Raw genomic sequence first — 22,724 nt, forward strand, 5'->3', positions numbered from 1 at the left:
GGGGGGTGCCGCCGTGGCGCGTCAGCCCGCCCGCTGCGGCCAGTGGGCGCGCAGCAGCCGTACGGTCTCCGTGATGGCCGGGCGGCGGGCCGCGCCCGTGCGCCACAGGGCGTACAGGCGGCGTACCGGCACCGGTTCGAGGGGGACCGCCAGCACGCCGTCCGGCAGCGGGCCGCGGCCCAGGCGGGGCATCAGGGCGACGCCGAGGCCCGCCGCGATCAGGGCGATCTGGGTGTGGTTCTCCGCCGCCTGGTACGCGAGGTCCGGCTCGTGGCCCCAGGCGCGCAGCGTCCGCACCAGCCAGTCGTGGCACACCGACCCCGGCGGCTGGCAGATCCACCGCTGTCCCGGCAGGTCCTCGCGGCGCAGTCGGCCGAGACCGGCCAGCGGGTGCCCGGCCGGTACGAGGACATCGCACAGGTCGTCGCCGATGACCGCCCGCTCCAGGCCGTCGGGGGAGGGCAGTGGCGCGATGTCCCAGTCGTGGGCGACCGCGACGTCGATCACGCCTTGTGCCACGAGGTCGACGGAGAGATGCGGGTCGACCTCGATGAGCCGGGCGTCCAAGGACCGGTGCCGCTCGGCGAGTTCGGCGAGCACCTGGGGCAGCAGTCCGCGCGCCGCGGAGGCGAAGGCGCCGATCACCAGCCGCCCGGTGGGCAGCCCGCGCCGCTCCTCCAGCGTGGTCTCGGCCCGCTCCACGATCGCCAGCAGCTGCTGGGCGGTGGCGGCCAGGTGCTGGGCCGCGTCGGTCAGCGCGATGCCCCGGCCCTGGCGCTCCAGCAGGGTGGTGCGGGTCTCCCGCTCCAGCTTGGCGATCTGCTGGGAGACGGCGGACGGGGTGTAGCCGAGCGCGGTGGCCGCCGCGCTGACCGATCCGTGCACGGAGACCGCGTGCAGCGCCCGCAGCCGGGCCAGGTCGAGCATCGTGTCTCTTCCTTTCAGAAATGCTGCTTCCTTTCAGAGATGCTGCATCCAACCATGAAGGAATCCGCGCTGGTGCTACAAGGTCGGCTGCCGTGATCCTCTACCCATGCGACCAGCACACATTCTTTTGGCCGTCCTCGTCACCGCCGTGTGGGGCGTCAACTTCGTCGTCATCGACATCGGGCTCGACCACTTTCCGCCCCTGCTGTTCTGCGCGCTGCGCTTCCTCGTCGCGGCGCTGCCCGCCGTCTTCCTGGTCGGCCGGCCGAAGGTCGCGTGGAAGTGGGTCCTCGGGGTCGGCCTCGCGCTGGGCGTGGCGAAGTTCGGGCTGCTGTTCATCGGCATGCACGAGGGGATGCCCGCCGGGCTGTCCTCGCTGGTGTTGCAGGTCCAGGCCGTGTTCACGGCGCTGTTCGCGGCCGTGGTGCTCGGCGAGCGGCCGAACCGCACCCGGCTGGCGGGCATGGCCGTGGCCCTCGCCGGTATCGCGGTGGCCGCCGTGGACGAGGGCACGTCCGGGCCGCTTCTCGCCTTCCTGCTGGTGATCGCCGCCGCCGTGTTCTGGGGTGTGTCGAATGTCCTGACCCGCAAGGCCGCGCCGCCCGACCCGCTCAGCTTCATGGTCTGGGTGAGCCTGGTGCCGGTGGTGCCGCTGCTCGGGCTGTCGCTGATGTTCGAGGGCGCGGACCCCGGTCTGGAGGCGCTGCGCTCGCTCGACTGGACCGGGGCGGGCGTGATCGTCTACGTCGCCTGGATCGTGACCCTCGGCGGCTTCGGCGCCTGGAACTTCCTGCTGCGGACCTACGACGCCTCGGCGGTCGCGCCCTTCACCCTGCTGGTGCCGGTCTTCGGGATGTCCTCGGCCGCGCTGGTGCTGGGGGAGGGCATCAGCCCGCTGCGCTGGCTCGCGGCGGCGCTGCTGGTCGGCGGCGTGGCCCTGACGTCGCTGTCGTCGCTGAGCTCGCTCTCTCTCAGGCTGCCTCGGAGAGCAGCCGCAGCAGATGGTCCCGGGCCGCGGGAAGCAGCCCCGGAAGCTCCGCCGCTTGCGGGTACCACCGCTTCTCGTACTCCCAGCACAGCCAGCCGTCCCAGCCCGCGCGGCTGAGCAGCTCCACGCACTCGGCCAGCGGCAGCACCCCCGCGCCCAGCGGGAGCGGGGTGGTGTCGTCGGCCGAGGCGATGTCCTTGACCTGCATATAGCCCAGGTACGGCGCGAGCGCCGCATGGGTGACGGAGGGGTCCTCGCCCCCCAGCCAGGGGTGCATCACATCCCAGATCGCGCCCACGCTCAGGTGGCCGACCTGCCCCAGGACGCGGGCCACGTCGGCCCCGGTGCGGTGCGAGTCATGCGTCTCGAGGAGCAGCCGTACGCCCAGGTCGGCGGCGTACGGTGCGGCGGTCGCGAGGCGGCGGGCGGCGTTCGCGTCGGCTTCGGCGGTGTCGAGGTCACCGCCGCCGGGGAAGACCCGGACGTGGGCCGCGCCCAGGTCATGGGCGAGTCGCAGGAGCTCCCGCAGCTCGTGCAGCGCCGGCTCGTCCGGCCCGGGCGCGGCGGACCGTACGTACCCGGCGACCGTCAGCACCGCCACCCCGGCGGCCTGGAACTCCGCCACCACGCGCGCCCGTTCGGCTGCCCCGATCCCCGGGTGCACCGGCTCCTCGGGGTGCGCCCGCAGCTCGACGCCGTGGTAGCCGGTGTCGGCGGCGAGCCGCGCCACCTCCGGGACGGGCAGGCCGGGGACGCCGAGGGTCGAGAAGGCGAGCTGCATGCGGGCTCCGGTTCTCCGTGCGGGATCAGGCCTCCACTGTGCCACGCGCCGACCCGGCCGCCAGCCGCCACAGCGAGGTCACCTCCGCCGCGCGGGCCTCGTGCAGCGGGTCGTCCGGATCGGTGGCGCGGCGGTGGACGGGACGGATGTCCATCCGGTCCACGACCTTCAGCCCCGCCGCGTCGAACGCGGCCCGCAACTCGGCGCGCGGGCGCAGGCCGAGGTGTTCGGCGAGGTCGGAGAGAATCAGCCAGCCCTCGCCGCCCGGGGCGAGGTGGTCGGCCAGGCCGTCGAGGAAGCCGTGCAGCATCCGGCCGCCCGGGTCGTAGACCGCGTACTCGACCGGCGAGGTGGGGCGGGCGGGTACCCAGGGCGGGTTGCAGACGACGAGCGGGGCCCGGCCGGGCGGGAAGAGGTCCTCCCGCACGACGTCCACCTGTCCGGCCAGGCCGAGCCTGGTGACGTTCTCGCGCGCGCACGCCAGGGCGCGCGGGTCCTGGTCCGTGGCCACGACGCGCCGCACGCCCCGGCGGGCGAGCACGGCGGCCAGGACGCCCGTCCCCGTGCCGATGTCGTAGGCCAGGAGCGTGTCATCGGGCAGCGGCGCCTCGGCGACCAGGTCGACGTACTCGCCGCGCACCGGCGAGAAGACGCCGTAGTGCGGATGGATCCGGTCGCCGCCCAGGGCCGGCACCACGACGCCCTTCCTGCGCCACTCGTGCGCGCCGATCAGGCCCAGCAGTTCCCGCAGGGACGTCACCGAGGGCCCTTCGGCCGGTCCGTACGCCTCCGCGCACGCCTGCCGTACGTCGGGCGCGCGGCGCAGCGGTATGCCGTAGTCGCCGTCCAGCGGGACGAGCAGCATGCCCAGCACCCGGGCCCGCCGGGCCTGGGCCTGGCGGTGCTGGTGGAACGCCTCGGCGGGGGAGGCCGCGGGGGCGCGCCGCGGGCGCGGGCGGCGCGGGCCCCGGTCCGCGCGGCGGGCCATGGCGTTCAGCAGCTGGCGGGCGCCCTGGTAGTCACCGTGCCACAGCAGCGCGGTGCCCTCGCAGGCCAGGCGGTAGGCGGTGTCTGCCGTCATGCGGTCGTCGGCGGTCGCCACCCGCCGGGGCGGCGGCGCGCCGTTCTCGGAGCGCCATTGGGCGTCGCGGGCCCGCCCGGCTTCGGTCCATTCGATGACCTGATGCGTACGCAGGGGGTTACCTCGTGCTCTGGTTCAGTTGCGGCTGCTCACTCCTTATCCCGCGAAGGGCGCTTGGCGCGAGCGGTTTTCGGCCGGATGACGCCCCTACAGGTCTCTGGCCGCCTTCGGGCCCCGGTTCTACGATGGGAGCGCTCCCGCGCATTCGCGCACCGCATATCACGCGCACCCCGTATCAGAGGAGAACAAGGGACACCCTGGAGCCCCCATGATTTGTCATGAGCACAACCGGAGATGGTGGGTGGCGCGGGCCTCGGCCGCCGCGTCCGCCGCCGTCCTGATGATCGCCATCCCGCTGGCGGACACCGCCGCCGCCCACGGCTCGGCCATCGGCCCGGCCTCGCGCAACTACGGCTGCTGGAAGCGCTGGGGCAGCGACTTCCAGAACCCGGAGATGAAGACCAAGGACCCCATGTGCTGGCAGGCCTGGCAGGCCGACACCAACGCCATGTGGAACTGGAACGGCCTCTACCGGGAAGGCGTCGCGGGCAACCACCAGGCCGCCCTCCCCGACGGCCAGCTCTGCAGCGCCGGGCACACCTCCTCCGGCCGCTACAACGCGATGGACGTGCCGGGCAAGTGGGAGGCCACGTCCGTCAGCAACAGCTTCACCTTCAAGAACCACGACCAGGCCAAGCACGGCGCCGACTACTACCGCATCTACGTCACCAAGCAGGGGTACGACGCCACCACCCAGCCGCTGCGCTGGAGCAACCTCGAACTGGTCGCCCAGACAGGCAAGATCGCTCCCGGAGTGGGGGAGCCCTCCACCGACCCCGCGCTCAACGGGGTCACCGTCTCGATCCCGGTCAACGCCCCCGGGCGCACCGGCCGCCATGTCGTCTTCATGATCTGGCAGGCCAGCCACTTCGACCAGTCGTTCTACTCGTGCAGTGACGTCATCTTCCCCGGAGGGTGAGCCGCCAGTCCTGACCGACGAGATCGACCCCGTAGCTGTGGTGCCGCTTCTCGGCGATCAGCTCGAACCCCGCCCGCTGGTAGATCCGGCGGGCGGCGGTCAGGACGTCGTTGGTCCACAGCACCAGCTCGCGGTAGCCGGCCTCGCGGGCGAAGTCCACGCACGCCCCCACCAACCGGTCGCCGATCCCGAACCCCCGGGCGTCCGGCTCGACGAGCAGCAGCCGCAGCCGGGCCGTCTCGGGTGCCTCGTCCCGTACGCACAGCACCGACCCGACCGGACGCCCGCCGAGCTCCGCGATCCAAGCGCGTTCGTACGCCGTATCGCAATCCATACCGAAATCGCCGACGATCCGCGCCACCAGAGCCTCGAACTCGGCATTCCAGCCGTACTCCTTGGCGTACAGCGCGCCGTGCCGCTGCACGATCCAGCCGAGATCGCCGGGGCCCGGACCGCGCAGCCGCACTCGCTCCGGCGCGCCGGAGAACACGCCGCGCGCGGTCGCCAACGCCTCGCGCAGCCGACGCAGCTGCGGCCGGTCCAGCCGGGCCAGCAGCCGCCCGACCGACTCCCGTGACTTGCGGTCCAGTTCGGCCGCGGCGGCCCGCCCCTCGGCGGTGAGGGAGACCTGCTGGTGGCGGGCGTCGCGGGCGTTGCGCTCGCGGGTGATCAGGCCCTGCTCCTCGAAGCGGCCGAGCGTCCGGCTCATATGGGCAGCGGTCAGCCCCAGGCCATCACGGAGTGCCGAGACATGGACGAGCTCGCGCTGGGCGAGCTCGTACAGGATGCGGGCCTCGCTGAGGGTGTACGGGGTGTGCAGCCGGCCCGGATAGTCGAGGACGCCGATGAGGCGGGTGTACAGCCGGTTGAAGGCGCGCACCTCGTCGATGGCGGTGTCGAGGTCGTCGGACATGGGCCCCTCCCGAATATCGCTTGACCTGATACTTGCTCCAGATCAAGCACTTTCAAAACAGCAGGGGTGTCCCGGGGCTCTCGATCGGCTGGATCAGGAGAGCCCGCTCCCGGCCGCTGCCCGGCAACGCGCCCGAGCCCTCCCCCTCCTCACCCGTAGCCCGCCGCTGTGCGCCGAAGGCGCGAGACGAGAGGCGCGCCCGGCGTCCGGCCATGCCGCCCCGCGGCGCGAGGCCGCACCGGGCTGAGCCCAACCAGCCACACCAGCAGAACCCGGCATCAAAACCCGGCATCAAAACCCGGCATCAAAACCCGGCATCAAAACCCGGCATCAAAACCCGACAGCGAAACCCGACAGCGAAACCCGACAGCGAAACCCGACAGCGAAACCCGACAGCGAAACCCGACAGCGAAACCCGACAGCGGAAACCAACAGCGGAAACCGAGGGCGGCGCTTCGGACGCTTACCCGACAGCCCGCGGCGGGGCCGTGGACGCCCGGGCCATCAGCTCGGAGCGCACCATCGCCACCCCGCCCGGCGGCTGCGGCTCGCGGCCCAGCGCCAGGCGTCCGGCGCGGGCGCCCGCCTCATGGAGGGGGAGCCGGACCGTGGTGAGGGCCGGGACCGCGTCCGCGCTGAAGGGCAGGTCGTCGAAGCCGGCGACCGACACGTCCTCCGGGATCCGCAGCCCCTGGTCGCGCAGCGCCGCGCAGACACCGAGCGCGATGGTGTCGTTGGCGGCCACGATGGCGGTCAACGCGTCGTCGCGGCGCAGCAGTTCGAGCGTGGCGTCATAGCCGGAGGAGCGGTCGTACAGGCCGTGCACGGTCAGCCGGTGCGTTCCCTCGTCGAGGCCCGCCGCCGACATGGCCGCGCGATGCCCCTCGAGGCGGTCGCGGGTCGTGGTGCGCTCGGCGGGGCCCGCCACATAGCCGATCCGGCGGTGGCCGAGGGCCAGCAGGTGCTCGGTGAGCCGCCGGGCGCCGCCGCGGTTGTCGAAGGTGAGGGTGACCGCGTCCTCGATCTGGGGGCGGCCGCACAGCACCACGCGGGTGCCGGACGCGGCCAGGCGGGACGCCTTGGCGGCGACCGCGGCCATGTGGTCGGGGTGCTCGACCGCGCCGCCGGTGAGCACGACCGCGGCGGCGCGCTGCCGCTGAAGCAGGGTGAGATAGGTGAGTTCGCGCTCCGGGGAGCCGCCGGTGTTGCAGATCACGGCGAGCTTCTCGCCGTGGCGGCCGGACTCCGCGCCCGTGACCGCCCCCATCTCTGACTGCACGGCCCCGGCCATGATCCCGAAGAAGGGGTCCGCGATGTCGTTGACGAGCACGCCCACCAGATCCGAGGTGGCGGCGGCGAGCGCGCTCGCCGGGCCGTTGACCACGTACTCCAGGTCGTCCACCGCACGCAGCACCCGGGCCCGGGTCGACTCGGCGACCGGGTAGTTTCCGCTCAGGACGCGCGACACCGTGGCCGCCGAGACCCGCGCCCGTGCGGCCACATCGGCCAGGGTCACTGCCATGATTCCTCCGTTGGATGGTCACCTGGTGGCGCCGCGTGCGCTCCTTCGCGCACGGGCCATGCTCTCACTGGTCAGGGTGGGTGCCGGAGAGGGATGCCCGGGCGCATCGCCCGCGGAGGAGCCCGGCCCGCGCGCCTGTTCCTTCCCCCTGGTCCGAAAGTTTCAGCAGGGGCCCGATTGTGCTCTCCCAGGTCTTGTCCGGTCATCCGGACCATGTCTAGGGTCCTCCCCAGCAAGCGCTTTCCCTCGGCGAGGAGCCCTGTCCATGGCCGCAGCCACCACCCGTATCCGTGCCGCAGTCGTCGGCACCGGAGGCATTGTCTCCGGCAGCCATCTGCCCGCGCTGCGCGCGCACGCCGACCGCGTGGACCTCGTCGCGGCGGTCGACGTGGACGAGGGCCGCCTGGAGGCCTTCCGCACCCAGGCCGCCGAGCCCGGTGAGACGGGCCCCGGATTCACCGTGACCGGCTACACCGACCTGGCCGCCATGCTGGCGGCCGAGCACCCGGACCTGGTGCTCATCGGCACCCCGCCCTCCCTCCACCGCGAGCAGACCGTGGCGGCCCTGCGCTCCGGCGCCTGGGCGCTGTGCGAGAAGCCGCTGTGCCTCACGCTCGCCGAGTACGACGAGATCGCGGCGGCCGAGAAGCCCGACGGCGGCCCGTACGCGTCCGTGGTCTTCCAGCACCGCTACGGCTCGGGTGCCGTCCACGCCCGCGAGCTGCTCACCAGCGGCGAGCTCGGCAAGCCCCTGGTCGCCCACTGCCAGACCACCTGGTACCGCAACACCGACTACTACGCGGTGCCCTGGCGCGGCCGCTGGGACAGCGAGGGCGGCGGCCCCTCCATGGGCCACGGCATCCACCAGATGGACCTGCTGCTCCACCTCCTCGGCGACTGGACCGAGATACGGGCCATGGCCGGGCGGCTGGTCCACGACGTGGAGAGCGAGGACGTCTCCACCGCGCTCGTCCGCTTCGCGAACGGCACCATGGCCACCGTCGTCAACAGCGTGGTGTCGCCGGACGAGGTCAGCCGGATCCGCATCGACTGCGCCGACGCCACCGTGGAGCTCACCCACCTGTACGGGCACAGCAACGACGACTGGGTCTACACCCCCGCCCCGCACACCCGTGACGCCGCCGACCGCATCGCCCACTGGCGCACCCCCGCCGCGGACCTGCCCAGCTCGCACACGGCCCAGCTGACCGTGGTGCTGGACGCGATGCGGGACGGGGTACGCCCCCCGGGCAGCGGCGCGGACGCCCGCCGCACCCTCGAATTCCTCGCCGCGCTCTACAAGTCGGCCTTCACCGGACGGCCCGTCCACGCCGGCGAGATCGCCCCTGGGGACCCGTACTACGACGCCATGCACGGCGACCACCCCGACTGGGCCCCTGTCGCCACCAAGGAGAACTGAGCATGCCCGAGCCGATCACCGTCACCCACACCCACGGCGAGAGCGTCACGGTGGCCTCCGGGGGCGTCGAGCTGCTGGCCTACGTCTACAAGCCGGACGCCGACCCGTTCGAGTCGCTCAAGCCCTACACCCACCCGCTGCGCACCCTGGCCGGCAACGTGGTCTCCGGCTACCGGCCCAACGACCACCGCTGGCACAAGGGCCTGCAGATGACCGCGAGCCATCTGTCCGAGCAGAACTTCTGGGGCGGCAACAGCTATCTCGGCCCCGAGCAGGGCTACCGGCGGGTCGAGGAGCGCGTCGGCTCGATGCGCCACGACGGCTTCGAGGAGTTCACCGTCACCGCCGACCGGCTGCGCTTCGCCGAGAAGCTCACCTGGGTGGCCCATCCCTCCGAACAACACAGCGGTGGTGAGGAGTGGGCGGAGGAGCTGCGCACCGTCGAGGTGCACTCCGTGGAGCCCGCGGAGGGCACCTGGGCCATCGACTGGTCCATCCGCCTCACCAACATCCGCGGCGAGGAGCTGCGCTTCGGCTCCCCGACCACCGCGGGGCGCGAGATGGCCGGCTACACCGGGCTGAACTGGCGCGGCCCCCGCGACTTCACCGGCGGCGACGTGTTCGGCCCCGGCGGGCGCGGCGGCGAGGGCGAGACGGGCGCGTCCGACCTGATGGGCACCCCGGCCACCGAGGCGCCCTGGGTCGCCATCACGGCCGAGCACGACGACGTGGACGGGCACTCCACGCTGCTGTTCTCGCACGCCCCGGAGAACCTGTCACAGGATGGGGGAGCCATTCACGCCTCCCACTGGTTCGTGCGCTCCGAGCCCATCCCCTCGGTCGCCTTCTCCTGGGCGTTCTTCGAGGAGTTCGCGCTGGCCCCGGGCGAGAGCTTCGCGTACCGCTACCGCGTGGTGGTCGCGGACGGCGCCTGGGACCGGGACCGCGCCGAGACCTACCTCAAGTCCCACGGGTGGTGAGCGGAAGATGACCGGGATCACCGACCCGCTGCCGGGCGGGGTGGGGCTGTCCCACATCAGCGCGTACGAGTGGGAGGCCGCCGACGGCGTATGCGGCGGCAGCCCGCACCTCCACCTGGCCTGCACCGAGGCGTATGTGGTCACGGGCGGGCGCGGCGCCGTCCAGACCCTGACCGTCGAGGACGGCTATACCGAGACGCCGCTGGAGCCGGGCGCCGTGGTGTGGTTCTCGCCCGGCACGGTGCACCGCATGGTGCAGGGCGGCGGGCTGAAGGTGACCGTGCTGATGCAGAACAGCGGGCTGCCCGAGGCGGGCGACGCCGTGTTCACCTTCCCCTCCGAGGTCCTGGCCGACCCCGAGGCGTACGCCGCGGCCGCCGCCCTGCCCGCCAAGGAGGGGCCCGAGGCCGATGCCGCGGCCCGGCGCCGCCGCGACCTGGCCGTCACCGGCTATCTGGAGCTGAGGGCGGCCCTGGAGAAGGGCGACGACGGCCCGCTGCGCGCCTTCCACGAGGCCGCGGTGCGCCTGGTCGGGCCCAAGGTCGCGGCCTGGGAGCCCCGCTGGCGCGCGGGCGCCCTCGCCGCCGCCCAGCGCACCGGCGACCATCTGGCCGCCCTCGCGGCGGGCGACCCGGCCCATCTGGCCGGCGCCCGCGTCCGCGCGTCCGGGCCCACCCGGCAGGGCGGCTACGGCATGTGCGGCCGCCGCGACGAGTACGAACTCCCCGGCGTCACGCTGCCGTACTACGGCGAGTGACCCGAACCCGTATCCCACCACGGCAAACAGTCGCATAATCGCTGGCCAACCACATTTCGGAAAGATCAGAAGGGAGGCTGGCCACAGCATGCTTCGAATCAGGACAAAGGTGTCCTGCGCCCTGGCCCTCACCTTCACCCTCTGCGCGACCCTCACCGGGTGCGGCGGCGGTGAAGGCGGCGGCTCGGGCGGCAAGGTCACCCTGCGCTTCACCTGGTGGGGCAACCCGGACCGGGCGGCCCGCACGGAAGAGGCGGTCAAGCTCTTCGAGAAGAAGAACCCCGGCATCGACATCGTCACCTCGTTCGCGGGCTTCGACGCGTACAAGCAGAAGCTCGCCACGCAGGCGGCGGGCGGCGACGCCCCCGATGTGATGCAGCTCGACTACCGGATGATCAACCAGTACGCGGACGGCGGGGTGCTGCTCGACCTGGGCCCCCACAAGGAGCTGCGTACCTCCGAGATGGACAAGGGGCTGCTGGCCACCGGCGTCGTCAACGACAAGCAGTACGCGATCCCGGTGGCGCGCGGCTCGGAGACCGTGGTGTACGACTCGGTCCTGTGGCGCAAGGCGGGGGTGCCCGAGCCCAAGGTCGGCTGGACCTGGGACGACTGGGCGGACGCCATGCTCAAGCTGTCCCGCTCTAAGGCGGCTGAGGCCACCGGAGGCCGGGTGGGCAGCATCGACCCCGGCCAGAGCGAGGACGTCTTCGAGATCTGGCTGCGCGGCCAGGGCAAGGTCCTCTACACCGACGACTACAAGCTCGGCTTCACGGCGGACGACCTGGCGCGCTTCTGGGAGTGGTGCTCCAAGCTCCGCAAGCAGGGCGCGGTGAGCCCCGCCGAGCAGACCACCCAGATCGACGGCTCGGTGGAGAACACCCCGCTCGGCCGGCTGAAGGCCGTCTCGGACTTCAACTGGGACGCCCCCTCCAGCGGCTACGTGCCGATCGTCGGGGAGGGGGTGAAGCTCGCGCCGATGCCGGTGGGCGAGGACGGCACGCCCGGCCAGTACTTCAAGCCCTCGATGTTCTTCGGGGCGTCGTCGAAGACCGGCCACCCCAAGGAGGCCGCCCGGTTCATCGACTTCCTGCTGAACGACCCCGAGGCGGGCGCCATCCTCGGCAACTCCCGCGGCATCCCGGCCAACGACTCGATCCGCAAGGTCGTGGCGCCCAAGCTGGAGGGCTTCGACCTGGTGGTCTCCGCCTACCAGAAGCAGTTCGAGGGCAAGCTCAAGGATCCGCCGCCCGCGCCGCCCAAGGGTGACGCGTCCCTGCAGACCACCTTCACGCGCGACTACGACCAGGTGTCGTTCGAGCAGATGTCGCCGCGTGAGGCGGCCGAGAACTACATCACCGAGGCGAAGGCGGAGCTGAGGCAATGACCGCGACCGCAACCCGCCCCCAGCCGGCCGCGGCAGGCGCCGGCCGGGCCGGCAAGCGCCCCCCGAAGCGCGAACGCCAGGGCGCCGCCTGGGTGTTCCTGTCCCCGTGGGTGCTCGGCGCCAGTGTGCTGACGCTGCTGCCCATGGCGGTGTCGCTGTATCTGTCGTTCACCAACTACGACATGTTCAACGACCCCAGCTGGGTCGGCTTCCGCAACTACGTCCAGATGTTCACCGAGGACCCCCGCTACTGGCGGTCGGTCACCTCGACCCTCACCTATGTCGTGATCGCGGTGCCGCTACAGCTCGCGCTGGCCCTCGCGGTCGCGCTGGCGCTGAAGTCCGTCAAGCGCGGCAAGGGCTTCTACCGCTCCGCCTTCTACGCCCCCTCGCTCCTCGGCGCGTCCATGAGCATCGCCCTGGTCTGGCGGGCGGTCTTCAACGACGGCGGCACCGTGGACAACATGCTGTCCTGGTTCGGCCTGGACATCGGCGGCTGGATCAACAAGCCGGGCTGGGCGCTGCTGGCGGTGGCGCTGCTGACCGTCTGGCAGTTCGGCGCCCCCATGGTGATCTTCCTGGCCGGACTCCAGCAGATACCCGGCGAGCTGTACGAGGCGGCGGCCATGGACGGGGCCGGATGGTGGCGGCAGTTCCGCTCCATCACGCTGCCCATGCTCTCCCCGGTGCTCTTCTTCAACCTGGTGCTCCAGACCATCCAGGCGTTCCAGGTCTTCACCCCGGCCTTCGCGGTCAGCGGCGGCAAGGGCGGACCCGCGGACTCCACGCTCTTCTACACGCTCTACCTCTACGACCGCGGCTTCACCGCCTCCCACATGGGCTACGCCTCGGCCATGGCCTGGGTGCTGCTGGTGGCCATCGGCATCATCACCGCGGTGCTGTTCCGCACCTCCCGCTCCTGGGTCTTCTACGCCAACGACGACAACGAGGGGGCCCGATGACCACCGTGGACACCACCCACCCGGTGGCGACGGGCGCCACGGCCCGCCGCCGCCCGCGCCCCGCCCGGATCGCCCTGCACGCCGTCCTGATCGCCGTGCTGCTGGTGATGCTCTACCCGCTGGCCTGGCTGGTCGCGACCTCCTTCAAGCCGGCCAACGAGGTGATCGCCAGCCTCAAGCTGCTGCCCAGCCACCTGGAGTGGAGCAACTACTCCACCGCGCTGGACGGCGTGAACGAGGTCAGCGTCGGCCGACTGCTGTGGAACTCGCTGCTCATCGCGGGCGGCGCGGTGCTCGGCAACGTCATCAGCTGCTCGCTCGCCGCGTACGCCTTCGCGCGGCTGCGGTTCAAGATGCGCGGCCCGCTGTTCGCCTTCATGATCGCGACGATCATGCTGCCGCACCACGCGGTGCTGATCCCGCAGTACATCGTCTTCAACCAGCTCGGCATGGTGAACACCTACTGGCCGATGATCCTGCCGAAGTTCCTGGCCACCGACGCCTTCTTCGTCTTCCTTATCGTCCAGTTCATGCGCTCGCTGCCGCGCGAGCTGGACGAGGCGGCGCGGATCGACGGCTGCGGGCCGTTCCGCTCCTTCTTCAGCGTCATCCTGCCGCTGACCAGGCCCGCCCTGATCACCACCGCGATCTTCACCTTCATCTGGACCTGGAACGACTTCTTCACCCAGCTCATCTACCTCTTCGAGCCGGAGAAGTTCACCCTCACCCTGGCCCTGCGCTCCTTCGTGGACGCCTCCAGCCAGTCGGCCTTCGGCCCGATGTTCGCCATGTCGGTCTTCGCGCTGCTGCCGATCGTGCTGTTCTTCCTCGCCTTCCAGCGCTTCCTGGTGGACGGCATGGCCAACTCCGGACTGAAGGGCTGAGCCACCATGCCCCACGCCACCACCCGGGAGCCGGGCGAGCTGGTCGGCCCCCGCTTCGCCCTCTTCTCCGACGTGCTGCTGCTGGGCCTGATGACCACCGCCGCCGCTCTGCCGGTGCTCACCGCGCCCGCCGCGATGTCCACCGCCTGCGCCGTGCTCGACCGGCGGGTCCGCCACGACGAGACGGTCACCGTCGCGGGCTACTTCCGGGCCCTGCGCGCCCGGCTGCGCACCGGCGACCTGCTGGCCGGCGGGGCCGTCGTGGCGGGCGGCGCGCTGCTGCTGTTCAACGCGCTGCTGGCCGGGGCCGGCCTGCCGGGCGCGGCGGTCTTCCGCCCCGCCCTGCTGGCCGCGGGCGCCCTGCTGGCCGTGGTCCTGCTGCGCGCCTGCGCCCGCCCGGAGTCGGCCACCAGCTGGCGGGAGGCGGCGCGCGCGGCGGCGTACGAGACGGTGCGCGCGCCGCGCGGCAGCGTCGTCCTGCTGCTGGCCGTGGCCACCGCCGCCGTCTGCGCCTGGTCCTACCCGCCCCTGGCCCTCCTCGTCCCCGGCCCCCTCGCGCTCGCCGCCCGGGCCGTCGAGCACTCCGGGGCCGCCCCCGAGGTCCCCGAGCACTCCCGAACCACCACGGAGCACCACAGATGACCCTCCACCGCCGTCACTTCCTCGCCGGGACCGCCGCCGTCGGCGGACTGCTCGCCGCCGCGCCGGAGTCCGCCGCGGCACCGGCCTCCGGCGGCCGTCCGGACAAGGACTTCCTGGCCGTCCTCACCAAGGCGGCCGACGGCCGGGTGGCCGAGGTCCTGGACGGGCGCGCCGCCGCCATCGCCGAGCTGACCGACCAGGGCAAGGCCCGCTGGGCCGCCCGCAGCCTGCGCCTGCTGGCCTCGGTGCACGTATGGGCCGACGCCGCCCACCACCACGACGGCGCGCTGGTCGCGCCGATGACCGAGCTGGCCGACGCGCTGGCCGCCGCGCAGTTCGACGACGGCCTCTACGACCAGGGCGCGGTGCACTCCCCGCCGGACACCGCCTTCTCGATCGTCGACCTGGGCCTGACCTACGGCCTGCTGGACGACGACGACCACGCGGCCACACGGGGCATCCGGGCCACCCTCAAGAAGATCCTGCTGAAGGCCGGCAAGGGCCTGTCCGAGGGCGGCCTGCACACCCCCAACCACCGGTGGAAGATCTGCGCCGCGCTGGCCCGCGTCAACTCCTTCTGGCCGAACGGGAACTACACCCGGCGCATCGACGCCTGGCTCGCAGAGGGCATCGACCAGTACCCGGCCGGCCAGTACAGCGAGCGCAGCGCCACCTACGCCCCGATCGTCACCAACCCCTCGCTGCTCACGCTCGCGCGGCTGACCGACCGGCCGAAGCTGTACGCATGCGTGCGCCGCAACCTGGAGGCGACGCTCCACCTCATCGAGCCGAACGGCGAGGTGGAGACGGTGCACTCGCGCCGCCAGGACCAGAAGACGACGAAGCACGTGTCCGAGTACTGGCTCCAGTACCGGGCCCTGGCGCTCCGGGACAAGGACGGGCGCTTCGCGGCCGTCGCCGAGACCATCCAGCGGCGCGGGGCGGACCAGACCTTCGACGAGACCCCGCTCGGGGACTTCCTCGCCGAGGTGCTGGACCACCCGGAGCTGGCCGCGCCGCTCCCCAAGGCCACCGAGGCGCCGCAGAAGTTCACGTTCCACGACAAGGACAACGGCCTGGTCCGGATCGGCAGCTCCGCCACCCGCACCACGATCTTCGGCGGCACCGACTTCCCCGACGTCCACGCCATCTCCTCCGGCCTGTCCACCAACCCGACCTTCCTCAAGTGGCGCAAGGGCGCGGCGATCCTGGACTCGCTGCGGCTGTCCCCGCAGTTCTTCTCCACCGGCCACTTCCGGGCCGAGGACCTGGTACGCACGGCCGACGGCTGGCGGCTCTCGGCGGAGGTCCGGGCCGCGTTCCACCTGCCGCTGCCGCCGCAGCACCGGCGGTCCGACGGGCTGTACCCGCTGACCGACGACGGCCGGTTCTGGTCCGCGATGGACTTCCCGCACCGGCCCAAGCAGTGGCGCACCCTGCGCACGGAGGTGCGGCTGAAGGAGTCCGGCGGCGGCTGGGACCTGGACTTCTCGGTCGGCGACTCCGAGGTCCCGCTCGCCCTGGAACTCTGCTTCCGCCCGGGCGGCACGCTCAGCGGCGTGGAGCCGGTCTCCGGCCAGGCGGACACGTACCAGCTGGTGAAGGCGTACGGGACATACACCGTGGGCGATGACGTGATCAAGTTCGGGCCGGGCAACGGCAGCGGACCGCGTCAGCCGGCCACGGTGGACGCGGGGGAGCGCTACAGCTGGATGGCCGGCAGCCTCAATGTCTCCGGCATCCGTGTGCTGATCACCGGGCGCGCGCCGTTCAGTTACCGCCTGACCCTGCGCTGACGCGCCGACCGCCCCGTGTCCGCTCTCTGTACAGAGCCGGGCCGGGGCGGCTAGCGTAGGAGAAAGAAAGCGCTTGCTATGACTCTGGCGCCGTCTGATGAGGACCTCGGTGAGGAGAAGAGAACCGTGACACGCAAGACAGTGCGGATCGCTATGAACGGCGTGACGGGCCGCATGGGCTACCGCCAGCACCTCGTCCGCTCCCTCCTCGCCATCCGCGAACAAGGCGGCCTCGACCTCGGCGACGGCACCGTGCTGTGGCCCGAGCCGGTCCTGGTCGGCCGCCGGGACCACGCCCTCAAGGCCCTGGCCGAGCACCACGGCCTGGACCACTGGTCCACCGACGTCGACGCCGTCCTCGCCGACGACTCGATCGACATCTACTTCGACGCGCAGGTCACCGCCGCCCGCGAAGAGGCCATCGGAAAGGCCATCGCGGCGGGCAAGCACATCTACACCGAGAAGCCCACCGCCACCGGCCTGGCCGGCGCCCTGGAGCTGGCCAGGCTCGCCGACGCGGCCGGCGTCAAGCACGGCGTGGTCCAGGACAAGATCTTCCTCCCCGGCCTGCTCAAGCTGAAGCGGCTCATCGACGGCGGCTTCTTCGGCAAGATCCTGTCGGTGCGCGGCGAGTTCGGCTACTGGGTCTTCGAGGGCGACTGGCAGAGCGCCCAGCGGCCCTCCTGGAACTACCGCGCCCAGGACGGCGGCGGCATCGTCGTCGACATGTTCCCGCACTGGGAGTACGTTCTGCACGAGCTCTTCGGCGCCGTACGCACCGTCCAGGCGCACGTCACCACCCACATTCCCACCCGCTGGGACGAGCAGGGCAAGCCGTACGACGCCACCGCCGACGACGCGGCCTACGGCATCTTCCAGCTCGAAGGCGGCGCCGTCGCGCAGATCAACTCCTCCTGGGCGGTCCGCGTCAACCGCGACGAACTGGTCGAGTTCCAGGTCGACGGCACCGAGGGCTCGGCCGTCGCGGGGCTGCGCCGCTGCCGCGTCCAGCACCGCTCCGCCACCCCCAAGCCGGTCTGGAACCCCGACATCCCGCTCACCGAGAGCTTCCGCGACCAGTGGCAGGAGGTCCCGGACAACGAGGAGTTCGACAACGGCTTCAAGGCGCAGTGGGAGCTGTTCCTGCGCCATGTCGCCCTCGACGAGCCCTGGCACTGGGACCTGCTGGCCGGCGCGCGCGGCGTACAACTCGCCGAGCTGGGCCTGAAGTCGTCGGCGGAGGGTATCCGCCTGGACGTACCGGAGCTGAGCCTGTGACCATCCACCTCCCCGCCGCGGGTGGCTCCACTCGCCCGTACCGGCCCCGCACCGAGCCCGCGGCCTTCACCCCCGGCGGCGCGCCGCTCGCCTCCCGCACGGTCTTCTCCGCCGCCCACGTCGTCGCCGACCCGTACGCCGATGTGACCCCCGACAGTCCCGCCGCCGTCGACTGGGACGCCACCCTCGCCTTCCGCCGCCACCTGTGGTCGCATGGCCTCGGCGTCGCCGAGGCCATGGACACCGCCCAGCGCGGCATGGGCCTCGACTGGTCCGGCGCCGCCGAGCTGATCCGCCGCTCGGCGGCCGAGGCCAAGGCGGTCGGCGGCCGCATCGCCTGCGGTGTCGGCACCGACCAGCTGGCCGTCACCGAGGTCGGCTACCCGTACAGCCTCGACGAGGTCAGGGCCGCGTACGAGGAGCAGCTCGAGGTCGTCGAGACGGCGGGCGCCCAGGCCATCCTCATGGCCTCCCGGGCCCTGACCGCCGTGGCCAAGGGACCCGAGGACTACCTGGAGGTCTACGGCCACCTGCTGCGCCAGTCCGCCGAGCCGGTCGTCCTGCACTGGCTGGGCCCCATGTTCGACCCGGCGCTCGAGGGCTACTGGGGCGCCACCGACCTGGACGCCGCCACCCGCACCTTCCTCGATGTCATCGCCGCCCACCCCGACAAGGTCGACGGCATCAAGGTCTCCCTCCTCGACGCCCAGCGCGAGGTCGAGCTGCGCCGCCTCCTTCCGGACGGCGTGCGCTGCTACACGGGCGACGACTTCAACTACCCCGAGCTGATCGCGGGCGACGACCGCGGCTTCAGCCACGCCCTGCTCGGCATCTTCGACCCGCTGGGCCCGCTGGCCGCCGAGGCGGTGCGCAGGCTGGACACCGGCGATCTGGCGGCCTTCCGCGGCCTGCTCGACCCGACGGTCGAACTGTCCCGCCACCTCTTCCAGGCCCCGACCCGCTTCTACAAGACGGGCGTCGTCTTCCTGGCCTGGCTGGCCGGCCACCAGTCGCACTTCACGATGGTCGGCGGCCAGCAGTCGTCCCGCTCCCTGCCGCACCTGGCGCGCGCGTACGAACTCGCCGACGGGCTCGGCCTGTTCCCGGACCCGGGGCTGGCGGAGTCGAGGATGAAGAGCCTGCTGACTGTGTACGGAGTGAAGCAATGACCGGTGTGAGCGGCGACCTGGCCCGGCTGAGCCTCAACCAGGAAACGATCAAGCAGTGGTCGCTGCCCGAGCTGGCGGAGGGCTGCGTCAAGGCGGGCGTCCCGGGCGTGGGCCTGTGGCGGGCGCCGGTGCAGGAGTACGGCGTGGAGGCGGCCGTGAGGCTGATCCGCGACGCGGGCCTGACCGTCACCTCCCTGTGCCGGGGCGGCTTCTTCACCGCCATCGACCCCGCCGAACGGGCCGCCGCCCTCGCCGACAACCGCGCCGCCATCGACGAGGCCGCCACCCTCGGCACCGACACCCTCGTCCTGGTCTCCGGCGGCCTCCCACCCGGCAGCCGCGACCTCTTCGCCGCCCGCGAGCGCATCGCCGACGCCCTCGCCGAACTCGGCCCGTACGCCGCCGAACACGGCGTCCGCCTGGCCATCGAGCCCCTGCACCCCATGTACGCCTCCGACCGCTGCGTCGTCTCCACCCTCGCCCAGGCCCTCGACCTGGCCGAGCGCTTCCCTGCGGAGCAGGTGGGCGTCGTCGTTGACACCTACCACCTGTGGTGGGACGACACGGTGGCCGCCCAGATCGAGCGGGCCGGCGCCGGGGGCCGCATCGCCTCCTTCCAGCTCGCCGACTGGATCACCCCCCTGCCCGAGGGCGTCCTCCTGGGCCGCGGCCAGCTCGGCGACGGCTCGGTCGACTTCCGCTGGTTCCGCGAGCGGGTCGACGCGACGGGCTTCGACGGGCCGATCGAGGTGGAGATCTTCAACCCGGCGCTGTGGGCGCGGGACGGGGCGGAGGTGCTGGCGGAGGTGGCCGACCGCTACCGGACGCTGGTGTTGTAGCGGCTGCGTGGCGAACGGCGAAGGTCCCCCGGGCATCTGGCGCGGGGTGCCCTCGCCGTTTCGGTTCACCGGAGCGGAATGCCGCTCAGTAGCCCCGCCGGTCGCCGTGCCGGTCGTTGTGGCCGGCACGGTTGTCGAGAGCCACGTTGAAGCACCGGGTGCCGGCCCTTCTGTCGGCCTGGGGCGTGATGAGCGCATTGGCGGGATCCGTCCGGCACTCGAGGCGCTGCTTCGCGTCGGTTCGGGTCGCCAGATTGTCGCAATCGGTGCTGTGGGTGTCCTCGCCGGTTGCGTCAGTGACGACGCCGCGGTTGCCGACGCCGATGGCCGGGCTCGTTCTGCACTGGGCCGCCTGATCGATGTCGTAAAGGCCGGGTACCTCGCCGAAGCCCTCGGCGCCGGCGCTCGGCGCCGGAAGCCAGAGGAGGGCCATCGCGCCGAGTGCCGGAGCCACCAGTCGTCGGAGGGTCGTGCGCATAGCAGTTCTCCAATCCGCTGTCTCGTCGGATACAGCAGGGAGTATCTGCCGATGAGCGTGTCCGGAGCGGCGCTCCAACGGTTCGTGGCCGGGGTTGGTATTCGGCCGGGTGACGGGAATTGCTCCACACGGTCGGTCCGGTGGCCGCCTGCTCAGGGCCAGACGGCCCAGCGGGTCTCGGCCGGACCGAGCCGGATGTCGTGCGGGCATGGACTCCGGGGAGAGCGGCATCATCCAGCCACGGCTGCGGCTGCGCGATGTGCTGCTGCGTGGAGCTCCCCGGTGCTGTGGGCGCGGGACGGGGCGGAGGTCCTCGCCGAGGTGGCCGACCGCTACCGGACGCTGGGGTTGTAGCGGCCGGGTGGCCGACGGTGAAGGTCCCCCGGGCATCGGGCTCGGGGGACCTTCACCGTTTTCTGTCGGTCGGGTCGGGCCTGCCGGTCAGTAGCCGCGCCGGTCGCTGTATCGGTCACCGCGGCGGTCTTCGTGCTGATGGTCGTCGCGGTTGCCGCCGTCGAGGGCGGTGTTGGAGCAGCCGGTGTTGAACTTTCTGTCGGCCTTGGGCGACACCAACACGTTGGCGGGGTCCGTCCGGCACTCGAGACGCTGCTTCACCCTGTCGCGGTTCGCCACATTGCCGCACGCGGTGCTGTAGGTGTCCTCACCGGTCGCGCTGATGAGATCGAGGCCGCTGGTGCCGATGGCGGGGCTCGTCCTGCACCGGGCCGCCTGATCGACTCCGTAGAGCCCGGGGATCTCGCCCAAGCCCTCGGCGCCAGCGCTCGGTGCCGGGAGCCCGAGGAGGGCCACCGAACCGAGAGCCAGAGCCGACAGTCGTCGCAGGGTCATGCGCATCGCGGATCTCCATTTCGTCGTCTCATCGAGCAGCAGGGAGTATCCACTGGTGAGCATGTCCGAAACGGCGCTCCAACGCCTCGTGGCCGGGCTCGCATTCGGCCGGGTGACGGGAATTGCTCCACACGGTCGGGGCCGGTGGTCTCCTGCCCAGGGCCAGACGGCCCAGCGGGTCTCGGCCGGACCGAGCCGGATATCGTGAGGCCATGGACTCGGCGTACGGTCACCGGGCAGACGGAAAGCGTCACGGTCGCGGCACCGGTCCTGGTGCGCTGCGGTGTCGTGGGCCTCGTTCTGGCGCCCGTCGCGCTCTGGCTGTACGGGGTGGTCGACGAGGCGGCGTACGACAGCTGGCTGTACGGGAGTTGAGCGCGGGTCACGCCGCCAGGGCCGCCAGGGCCGCCGCGAGCGCCTGCTCGGCGTAGCCGCGGCCGGTCTCCCGGTGTCCGCCGTGCGCGGCCGGGTCCTGAAACCCGCTGAAACCGGGCCCGGCGGCGCTCGGCGGCGTCATGCGAGGGCGCCGACGCGCTGAGCGAACGCACGAACGCCGGGAAGAGTGCGATCGTGCCGCATCAGCCCGGCGGCCATCGTCCGTACGGAGCCGCGGCGGACTTCCTGCGGTGCGCCGTGCTCCGCGGCCAGCAACGCCCGGTAGCAGCGGTCAGGCTTGCCCCATTGGTCGAAGGCGCGAGCGACGTCGATCCAGTAGCGGGCCTGGCGTTCGGTAGTGGGCAGGGTGGCGGTGTCGATACGGCGGGCGTGCTCGATGGCTTGTCCGGCGTCGCCGAGCAGGTAGCTGATCGAAATCTGGTGCAGGACCACCTGGCTGGGGCCGAAGACGGTGCCGCGCAGCAGTTCGTCGTGGCCGAGTCGGCTGGCTGTGGACTGTGCCTCGGCGATGAGCGTCTGTGCGGTGTGCCGGTCGCCTTGCTTCGCCGCGGTGTAGGCGGCGGTGGCGTACAGGTTGCCTTGGACGGACAGCCGTTCGGTCATGTCCGTGGTGCGGTCGGCGGCCAGCTGCTGGGCCGCGGTGACGGCCACGTCGGTGGCGCGGGCGTAGTGGCCCTGGCGGCGCCAGGCGCTGGAGACCATGCGGTGGGCCTCGGCGACGGTCAGCGCGTCCGCGCCGCCCAGGGCCGCGGTCAGGGCCCGGTCGGCGGTGACCGCCGCGAGGCCGTCCTCGCCGAGCTTGATACACAGCCGGGTCGCGACGGTGTAGAGGTCGGCGACCGCGGTCGCCGCCTGCCAGGCATGCCCCTCGGCGCCCAGGGCCTGCGCGAGCGCGATCCGGGACGGCAGGCTGCGGGCAAGGGCGTCATAGCGGCAGGCGCTGAAGTCGCGGCGGGAGGTATCGACCACCGCGAGGACCGTGGACGGAGTGGGGTCCGGGCCGAGCAGCGGGCTGTTCTGCTGGTGCAGCAGCAGGTCCTCCAGACCCGACAGCATCGGTCGCGCCGGAGACTGGGCGGCGGCCGGGGTGGGTCCGAAGACCGCACCGGCGGTCGCCCCGGCCAGACCGGTCAGGAGTTCGCGGCGTCGCACTGGGTCGTCCCCCTCTTCGCCGAACAGGGCCTGCGCGCCCACCCTAGTGGTGCCGGAGAGGCGCTGATCGACGTATCGGCGGGATGTCGCCTGCTCGTGTCGGGGTGCGAGTCCCAGCAGGTCGGGCGGGATGCCCAGATACTCGGCGACCTGCCGCAGCAGCTGTACGTCGCGCATGGGCTGTTTGCCGCGCTCCATTCGGGACAGCGAGGCGGCGGTGTAGCCGACGGCCGCTCCGAGTTGGGCGAGCGTGATGTCGGCCGCGCGACGGGCTAAGCGGACGATCGCCCCGGCGTCACGGCGGGCGTGGGCATCGCGCATGGCGACTGAGCGCCAGATCGGATGTGCGCCGTCCATGACGAATCACCTCCCATGGGGACCTATTGTCCCGTCAAACTGTCGCCGATACAGGTAGTTGCAAGATGTTTACGCAGCGTGCAAACCGTGTGCACGCCAAGGGGATGCACCTCCCGCCGCCGACCGG

Annotated in this window: 22 protein-coding genes and 1 pseudogene; 14 read left to right on the top strand and 9 right to left on the bottom strand. The window is 72.1% G+C overall.

Annotation, left to right across the window (positions count from 1 at the left end):
* Positions 1-21: 21 nt before the first annotated feature.
* On the bottom strand, positions 22-927 hold the full coding sequence (locus ACWY4P_RS34735) for a LysR family transcriptional regulator (RefSeq protein ID WP_456204504.1): 906 nt from the start codon (positions 925-927) through the stop codon (positions 22-24).
* A 106-nt stretch (positions 928-1,033) separates the two neighbouring features.
* Here ACWY4P_RS34735 and ACWY4P_RS34740 point away from each other — a divergent pair, with 106 nt between their 5' ends.
* A complete protein-coding gene (locus ACWY4P_RS34740; RefSeq protein ID WP_456204505.1) occupies positions 1,034-2,032 on the top strand; it encodes an EamA family transporter in 999 nt (332 codons plus the stop codon).
* Here the strand turns inward: ACWY4P_RS34740 and ACWY4P_RS34745 are convergent.
* Together ACWY4P_RS34745 and ACWY4P_RS34750 are read right to left on the bottom strand one after the other, a co-directional pair.
* Positions 2,022-2,696 (bottom strand): annotated as a pseudogene (locus ACWY4P_RS34745) (sugar phosphate isomerase/epimerase family protein); the annotation flags it as partial. The gene ACWY4P_RS34740 and the pseudogene ACWY4P_RS34745 sit on opposite strands and share 11 nt — an antisense overlap.
* Positions 2,697-2,721: 25 nt before the next feature.
* Positions 2,722-3,777, bottom strand: a complete 1,056-nt coding sequence (locus ACWY4P_RS34750; RefSeq protein WP_456204506.1) for a methyltransferase — start codon at positions 3,775-3,777, stop codon at positions 2,722-2,724.
* A 328-nt stretch (positions 3,778-4,105) separates the two neighbouring features.
* Here ACWY4P_RS34750 and ACWY4P_RS34755 point away from each other — a divergent pair, with 328 nt between their 5' ends.
* Positions 4,106-4,816, top strand: a complete 711-nt coding sequence (locus ACWY4P_RS34755) for a lytic polysaccharide monooxygenase auxiliary activity family 9 protein (protein WP_456204507.1) — start codon at positions 4,106-4,108, stop codon at positions 4,814-4,816.
* On the opposite strand, the gene ACWY4P_RS34760 is transcribed toward ACWY4P_RS34755, so the two are convergent.
* Complete coding sequence (locus ACWY4P_RS34760; RefSeq protein WP_456204508.1) at positions 4,797-5,729, bottom strand: bifunctional helix-turn-helix transcriptional regulator/GNAT family N-acetyltransferase; 933 nt, start codon at positions 5,727-5,729, stop codon at positions 4,797-4,799. The genes ACWY4P_RS34755 and ACWY4P_RS34760 overlap by 20 nt on opposite strands.
* 463 nt (positions 5,730-6,192) lie before the next feature.
* Entirely contained in the window at positions 6,193-7,251 is a 1,059-nt protein-coding gene (locus ACWY4P_RS34765) for a LacI family DNA-binding transcriptional regulator (protein WP_456204509.1), read from the bottom strand.
* Positions 7,252-7,516: 265 nt separating this feature from the next.
* On the opposite strand from ACWY4P_RS34765, the gene ACWY4P_RS34770 reads away from it, so the two are divergent.
* From ACWY4P_RS34770 to ACWY4P_RS34820, 11 genes are all read left to right on the top strand, one after another.
* Positions 7,517-8,671, top strand: a complete 1,155-nt coding sequence (locus tag ACWY4P_RS34770; protein WP_456204510.1) for a Gfo/Idh/MocA family protein — start codon at positions 7,517-7,519, stop codon at positions 8,669-8,671.
* A 2-nt stretch (positions 8,672-8,673) separates the two neighbouring features.
* Entirely contained in the window at positions 8,674-9,651 is a 978-nt protein-coding gene (locus ACWY4P_RS34775; protein ID WP_456204511.1) for a DUF6807 domain-containing protein, read from the top strand.
* A gap of 7 nt (positions 9,652-9,658) precedes the next feature.
* A complete protein-coding gene (locus ACWY4P_RS34780) occupies positions 9,659-10,408 on the top strand; it encodes a cupin (protein WP_456204512.1) in 750 nt (249 codons plus the stop codon).
* Between the two features lie 88 nt (positions 10,409-10,496).
* The gene (locus ACWY4P_RS34785) at positions 10,497-11,795 is read left to right on the top strand and encodes an ABC transporter substrate-binding protein (RefSeq protein ID WP_456204513.1); all 1,299 of its coding nucleotides are present in this window, start codon (positions 10,497-10,499) and stop codon (positions 11,793-11,795) included.
* Positions 11,792-12,757: a carbohydrate ABC transporter permease gene (locus ACWY4P_RS34790; protein WP_456204514.1), complete on the top strand. Its 966-nt coding sequence runs from the start codon at positions 11,792-11,794 to the stop codon at positions 12,755-12,757. Before ACWY4P_RS34785 ends, ACWY4P_RS34790 begins: the two co-directional genes overlap by 4 nt.
* Positions 12,754-13,641 carry a carbohydrate ABC transporter permease gene (locus tag ACWY4P_RS34795; protein ID WP_456204515.1) on the top strand — a complete coding sequence of 296 codons (888 nt, stop codon included), beginning with the start codon at positions 12,754-12,756 and terminating at the stop codon, positions 13,639-13,641. Before ACWY4P_RS34790 ends, ACWY4P_RS34795 begins: the two co-directional genes overlap by 4 nt.
* Before the next feature lie 6 nt (positions 13,642-13,647).
* The gene (locus ACWY4P_RS34800; protein WP_456204516.1) at positions 13,648-14,283 is read left to right on the top strand and encodes a hypothetical protein; all 636 of its coding nucleotides are present in this window, start codon (positions 13,648-13,650) and stop codon (positions 14,281-14,283) included.
* Positions 14,280-16,079, top strand: coding sequence for a hypothetical protein (locus ACWY4P_RS34805; RefSeq protein WP_456204517.1), 1,800 nt, complete (start codon positions 14,280-14,282; stop codon positions 16,077-16,079). Before ACWY4P_RS34800 ends, ACWY4P_RS34805 begins: the two co-directional genes overlap by 4 nt.
* Before the next feature lie 126 nt (positions 16,080-16,205).
* On the top strand, positions 16,206-17,357 hold the full coding sequence (locus tag ACWY4P_RS34810) for a Gfo/Idh/MocA family protein (protein ID WP_456204518.1): 1,152 nt from the start codon (positions 16,206-16,208) through the stop codon (positions 17,355-17,357).
* Entirely contained in the window at positions 17,354-18,526 is a 1,173-nt protein-coding gene (locus ACWY4P_RS34815; RefSeq protein WP_456204519.1) for a dihydrodipicolinate synthase family protein, read from the top strand. The genes ACWY4P_RS34810 and ACWY4P_RS34815 overlap by 4 nt, the downstream gene beginning before the upstream one ends.
* The gene (locus ACWY4P_RS34820) at positions 18,523-19,365 is read left to right on the top strand and encodes a sugar phosphate isomerase/epimerase family protein (RefSeq protein WP_456204520.1); all 843 of its coding nucleotides are present in this window, start codon (positions 18,523-18,525) and stop codon (positions 19,363-19,365) included. The genes ACWY4P_RS34815 and ACWY4P_RS34820 overlap by 4 nt, the downstream gene beginning before the upstream one ends.
* A gap of 85 nt (positions 19,366-19,450) precedes the next feature.
* Here ACWY4P_RS34820 and ACWY4P_RS34825 read toward each other — a convergent pair whose 3' ends face one another.
* Both ACWY4P_RS34825 and ACWY4P_RS34830 read right to left on the bottom strand, forming a co-directional pair.
* The gene (locus ACWY4P_RS34825) at positions 19,451-19,843 is read right to left on the bottom strand and encodes a hypothetical protein (RefSeq protein ID WP_456204521.1); all 393 of its coding nucleotides are present in this window, start codon (positions 19,841-19,843) and stop codon (positions 19,451-19,453) included.
* Between the two features lie 441 nt (positions 19,844-20,284).
* Positions 20,285-20,755, bottom strand: coding sequence for a hypothetical protein (locus ACWY4P_RS34830; RefSeq protein ID WP_456204522.1), 471 nt, complete (start codon positions 20,753-20,755; stop codon positions 20,285-20,287).
* A 141-nt stretch (positions 20,756-20,896) separates the two neighbouring features.
* On the opposite strand from ACWY4P_RS34830, the gene ACWY4P_RS34835 reads away from it, so the two are divergent.
* Positions 20,897-21,067: a DUF6336 family protein gene (locus ACWY4P_RS34835; protein ID WP_456204523.1), complete on the top strand. Its 171-nt coding sequence runs from the start codon at positions 20,897-20,899 to the stop codon at positions 21,065-21,067.
* Between the two features lie 7 nt (positions 21,068-21,074).
* Here ACWY4P_RS34835 and ACWY4P_RS34840 read toward each other — a convergent pair whose 3' ends face one another.
* Together ACWY4P_RS34840 and ACWY4P_RS34845 are read right to left on the bottom strand one after the other, a co-directional pair.
* The gene (locus ACWY4P_RS34840; RefSeq protein ID WP_456204524.1) at positions 21,075-21,209 is read right to left on the bottom strand and encodes a hypothetical protein; all 135 of its coding nucleotides are present in this window, start codon (positions 21,207-21,209) and stop codon (positions 21,075-21,077) included.
* On the bottom strand, positions 21,206-22,597 hold the full coding sequence (locus ACWY4P_RS34845) for a helix-turn-helix domain-containing protein (protein ID WP_456204525.1): 1,392 nt from the start codon (positions 22,595-22,597) through the stop codon (positions 21,206-21,208). Before ACWY4P_RS34845 ends, ACWY4P_RS34840 begins: the two co-directional genes overlap by 4 nt.
* Positions 22,598-22,724: the final 127 nt, after the last annotated feature.

This window comes from Streptomyces sp. LZ34, from assembly GCF_053890475.1.

Excerpts from the sequence above, each read along its gene's own strand:
- ACWY4P_RS34735 (WP_456204504.1), bottom strand. The coding sequence starts at position 927 with ATGCTCGACCTGGCCCGGCTGCGGGCGCTGCACGCGGTCTCCGTGCAC.
- ACWY4P_RS34740 (WP_456204505.1), top strand. The coding sequence starts at position 1,034 with ATGCGACCAGCACACATTCTTTTGGCCGTCCTCGTCACCGCCGTGTGG.
- ACWY4P_RS34750 (WP_456204506.1), bottom strand. The coding sequence starts at position 3,777 with ATGACGGCAGACACCGCCTACCGCCTGGCCTGCGAGGGCACCGCGCTG.
- ACWY4P_RS34755 (WP_456204507.1), top strand. The coding sequence starts at position 4,106 with ATGATTTGTCATGAGCACAACCGGAGATGGTGGGTGGCGCGGGCCTCG.
- ACWY4P_RS34760 (WP_456204508.1), bottom strand. The coding sequence starts at position 5,729 with ATGTCCGACGACCTCGACACCGCCATCGACGAGGTGCGCGCCTTCAAC.
- ACWY4P_RS34765 (WP_456204509.1), bottom strand. The coding sequence starts at position 7,251 with ATGGCAGTGACCCTGGCCGATGTGGCCGCACGGGCGCGGGTCTCGGCG.
- ACWY4P_RS34770 (WP_456204510.1), top strand. The coding sequence starts at position 7,517 with ATGGCCGCAGCCACCACCCGTATCCGTGCCGCAGTCGTCGGCACCGGA.
- ACWY4P_RS34775 (WP_456204511.1), top strand. The coding sequence starts at position 8,674 with ATGCCCGAGCCGATCACCGTCACCCACACCCACGGCGAGAGCGTCACG.
- ACWY4P_RS34780 (WP_456204512.1), top strand. The coding sequence starts at position 9,659 with ATGACCGGGATCACCGACCCGCTGCCGGGCGGGGTGGGGCTGTCCCAC.
- ACWY4P_RS34785 (WP_456204513.1), top strand. The coding sequence starts at position 10,497 with ATGCTTCGAATCAGGACAAAGGTGTCCTGCGCCCTGGCCCTCACCTTC.
- ACWY4P_RS34790 (WP_456204514.1), top strand. The coding sequence starts at position 11,792 with ATGACCGCGACCGCAACCCGCCCCCAGCCGGCCGCGGCAGGCGCCGGC.
- ACWY4P_RS34795 (WP_456204515.1), top strand. The coding sequence starts at position 12,754 with ATGACCACCGTGGACACCACCCACCCGGTGGCGACGGGCGCCACGGCC.
- ACWY4P_RS34800 (WP_456204516.1), top strand. The coding sequence starts at position 13,648 with ATGCCCCACGCCACCACCCGGGAGCCGGGCGAGCTGGTCGGCCCCCGC.
- ACWY4P_RS34805 (WP_456204517.1), top strand. The coding sequence starts at position 14,280 with ATGACCCTCCACCGCCGTCACTTCCTCGCCGGGACCGCCGCCGTCGGC.
- ACWY4P_RS34820 (WP_456204520.1), top strand. The coding sequence starts at position 18,523 with ATGACCGGTGTGAGCGGCGACCTGGCCCGGCTGAGCCTCAACCAGGAA.
- ACWY4P_RS34825 (WP_456204521.1), bottom strand. The coding sequence starts at position 19,843 with ATGCGCACGACCCTCCGACGACTGGTGGCTCCGGCACTCGGCGCGATG.
- ACWY4P_RS34830 (WP_456204522.1), bottom strand. The coding sequence starts at position 20,755 with ATGCTCACCAGTGGATACTCCCTGCTGCTCGATGAGACGACGAAATGG.
- ACWY4P_RS34840 (WP_456204524.1), bottom strand. The coding sequence starts at position 21,209 with ATGACGCCGCCGAGCGCCGCCGGGCCCGGTTTCAGCGGGTTTCAGGAC.
- ACWY4P_RS34845 (WP_456204525.1), bottom strand. The coding sequence starts at position 22,597 with ATGGACGGCGCACATCCGATCTGGCGCTCAGTCGCCATGCGCGATGCC.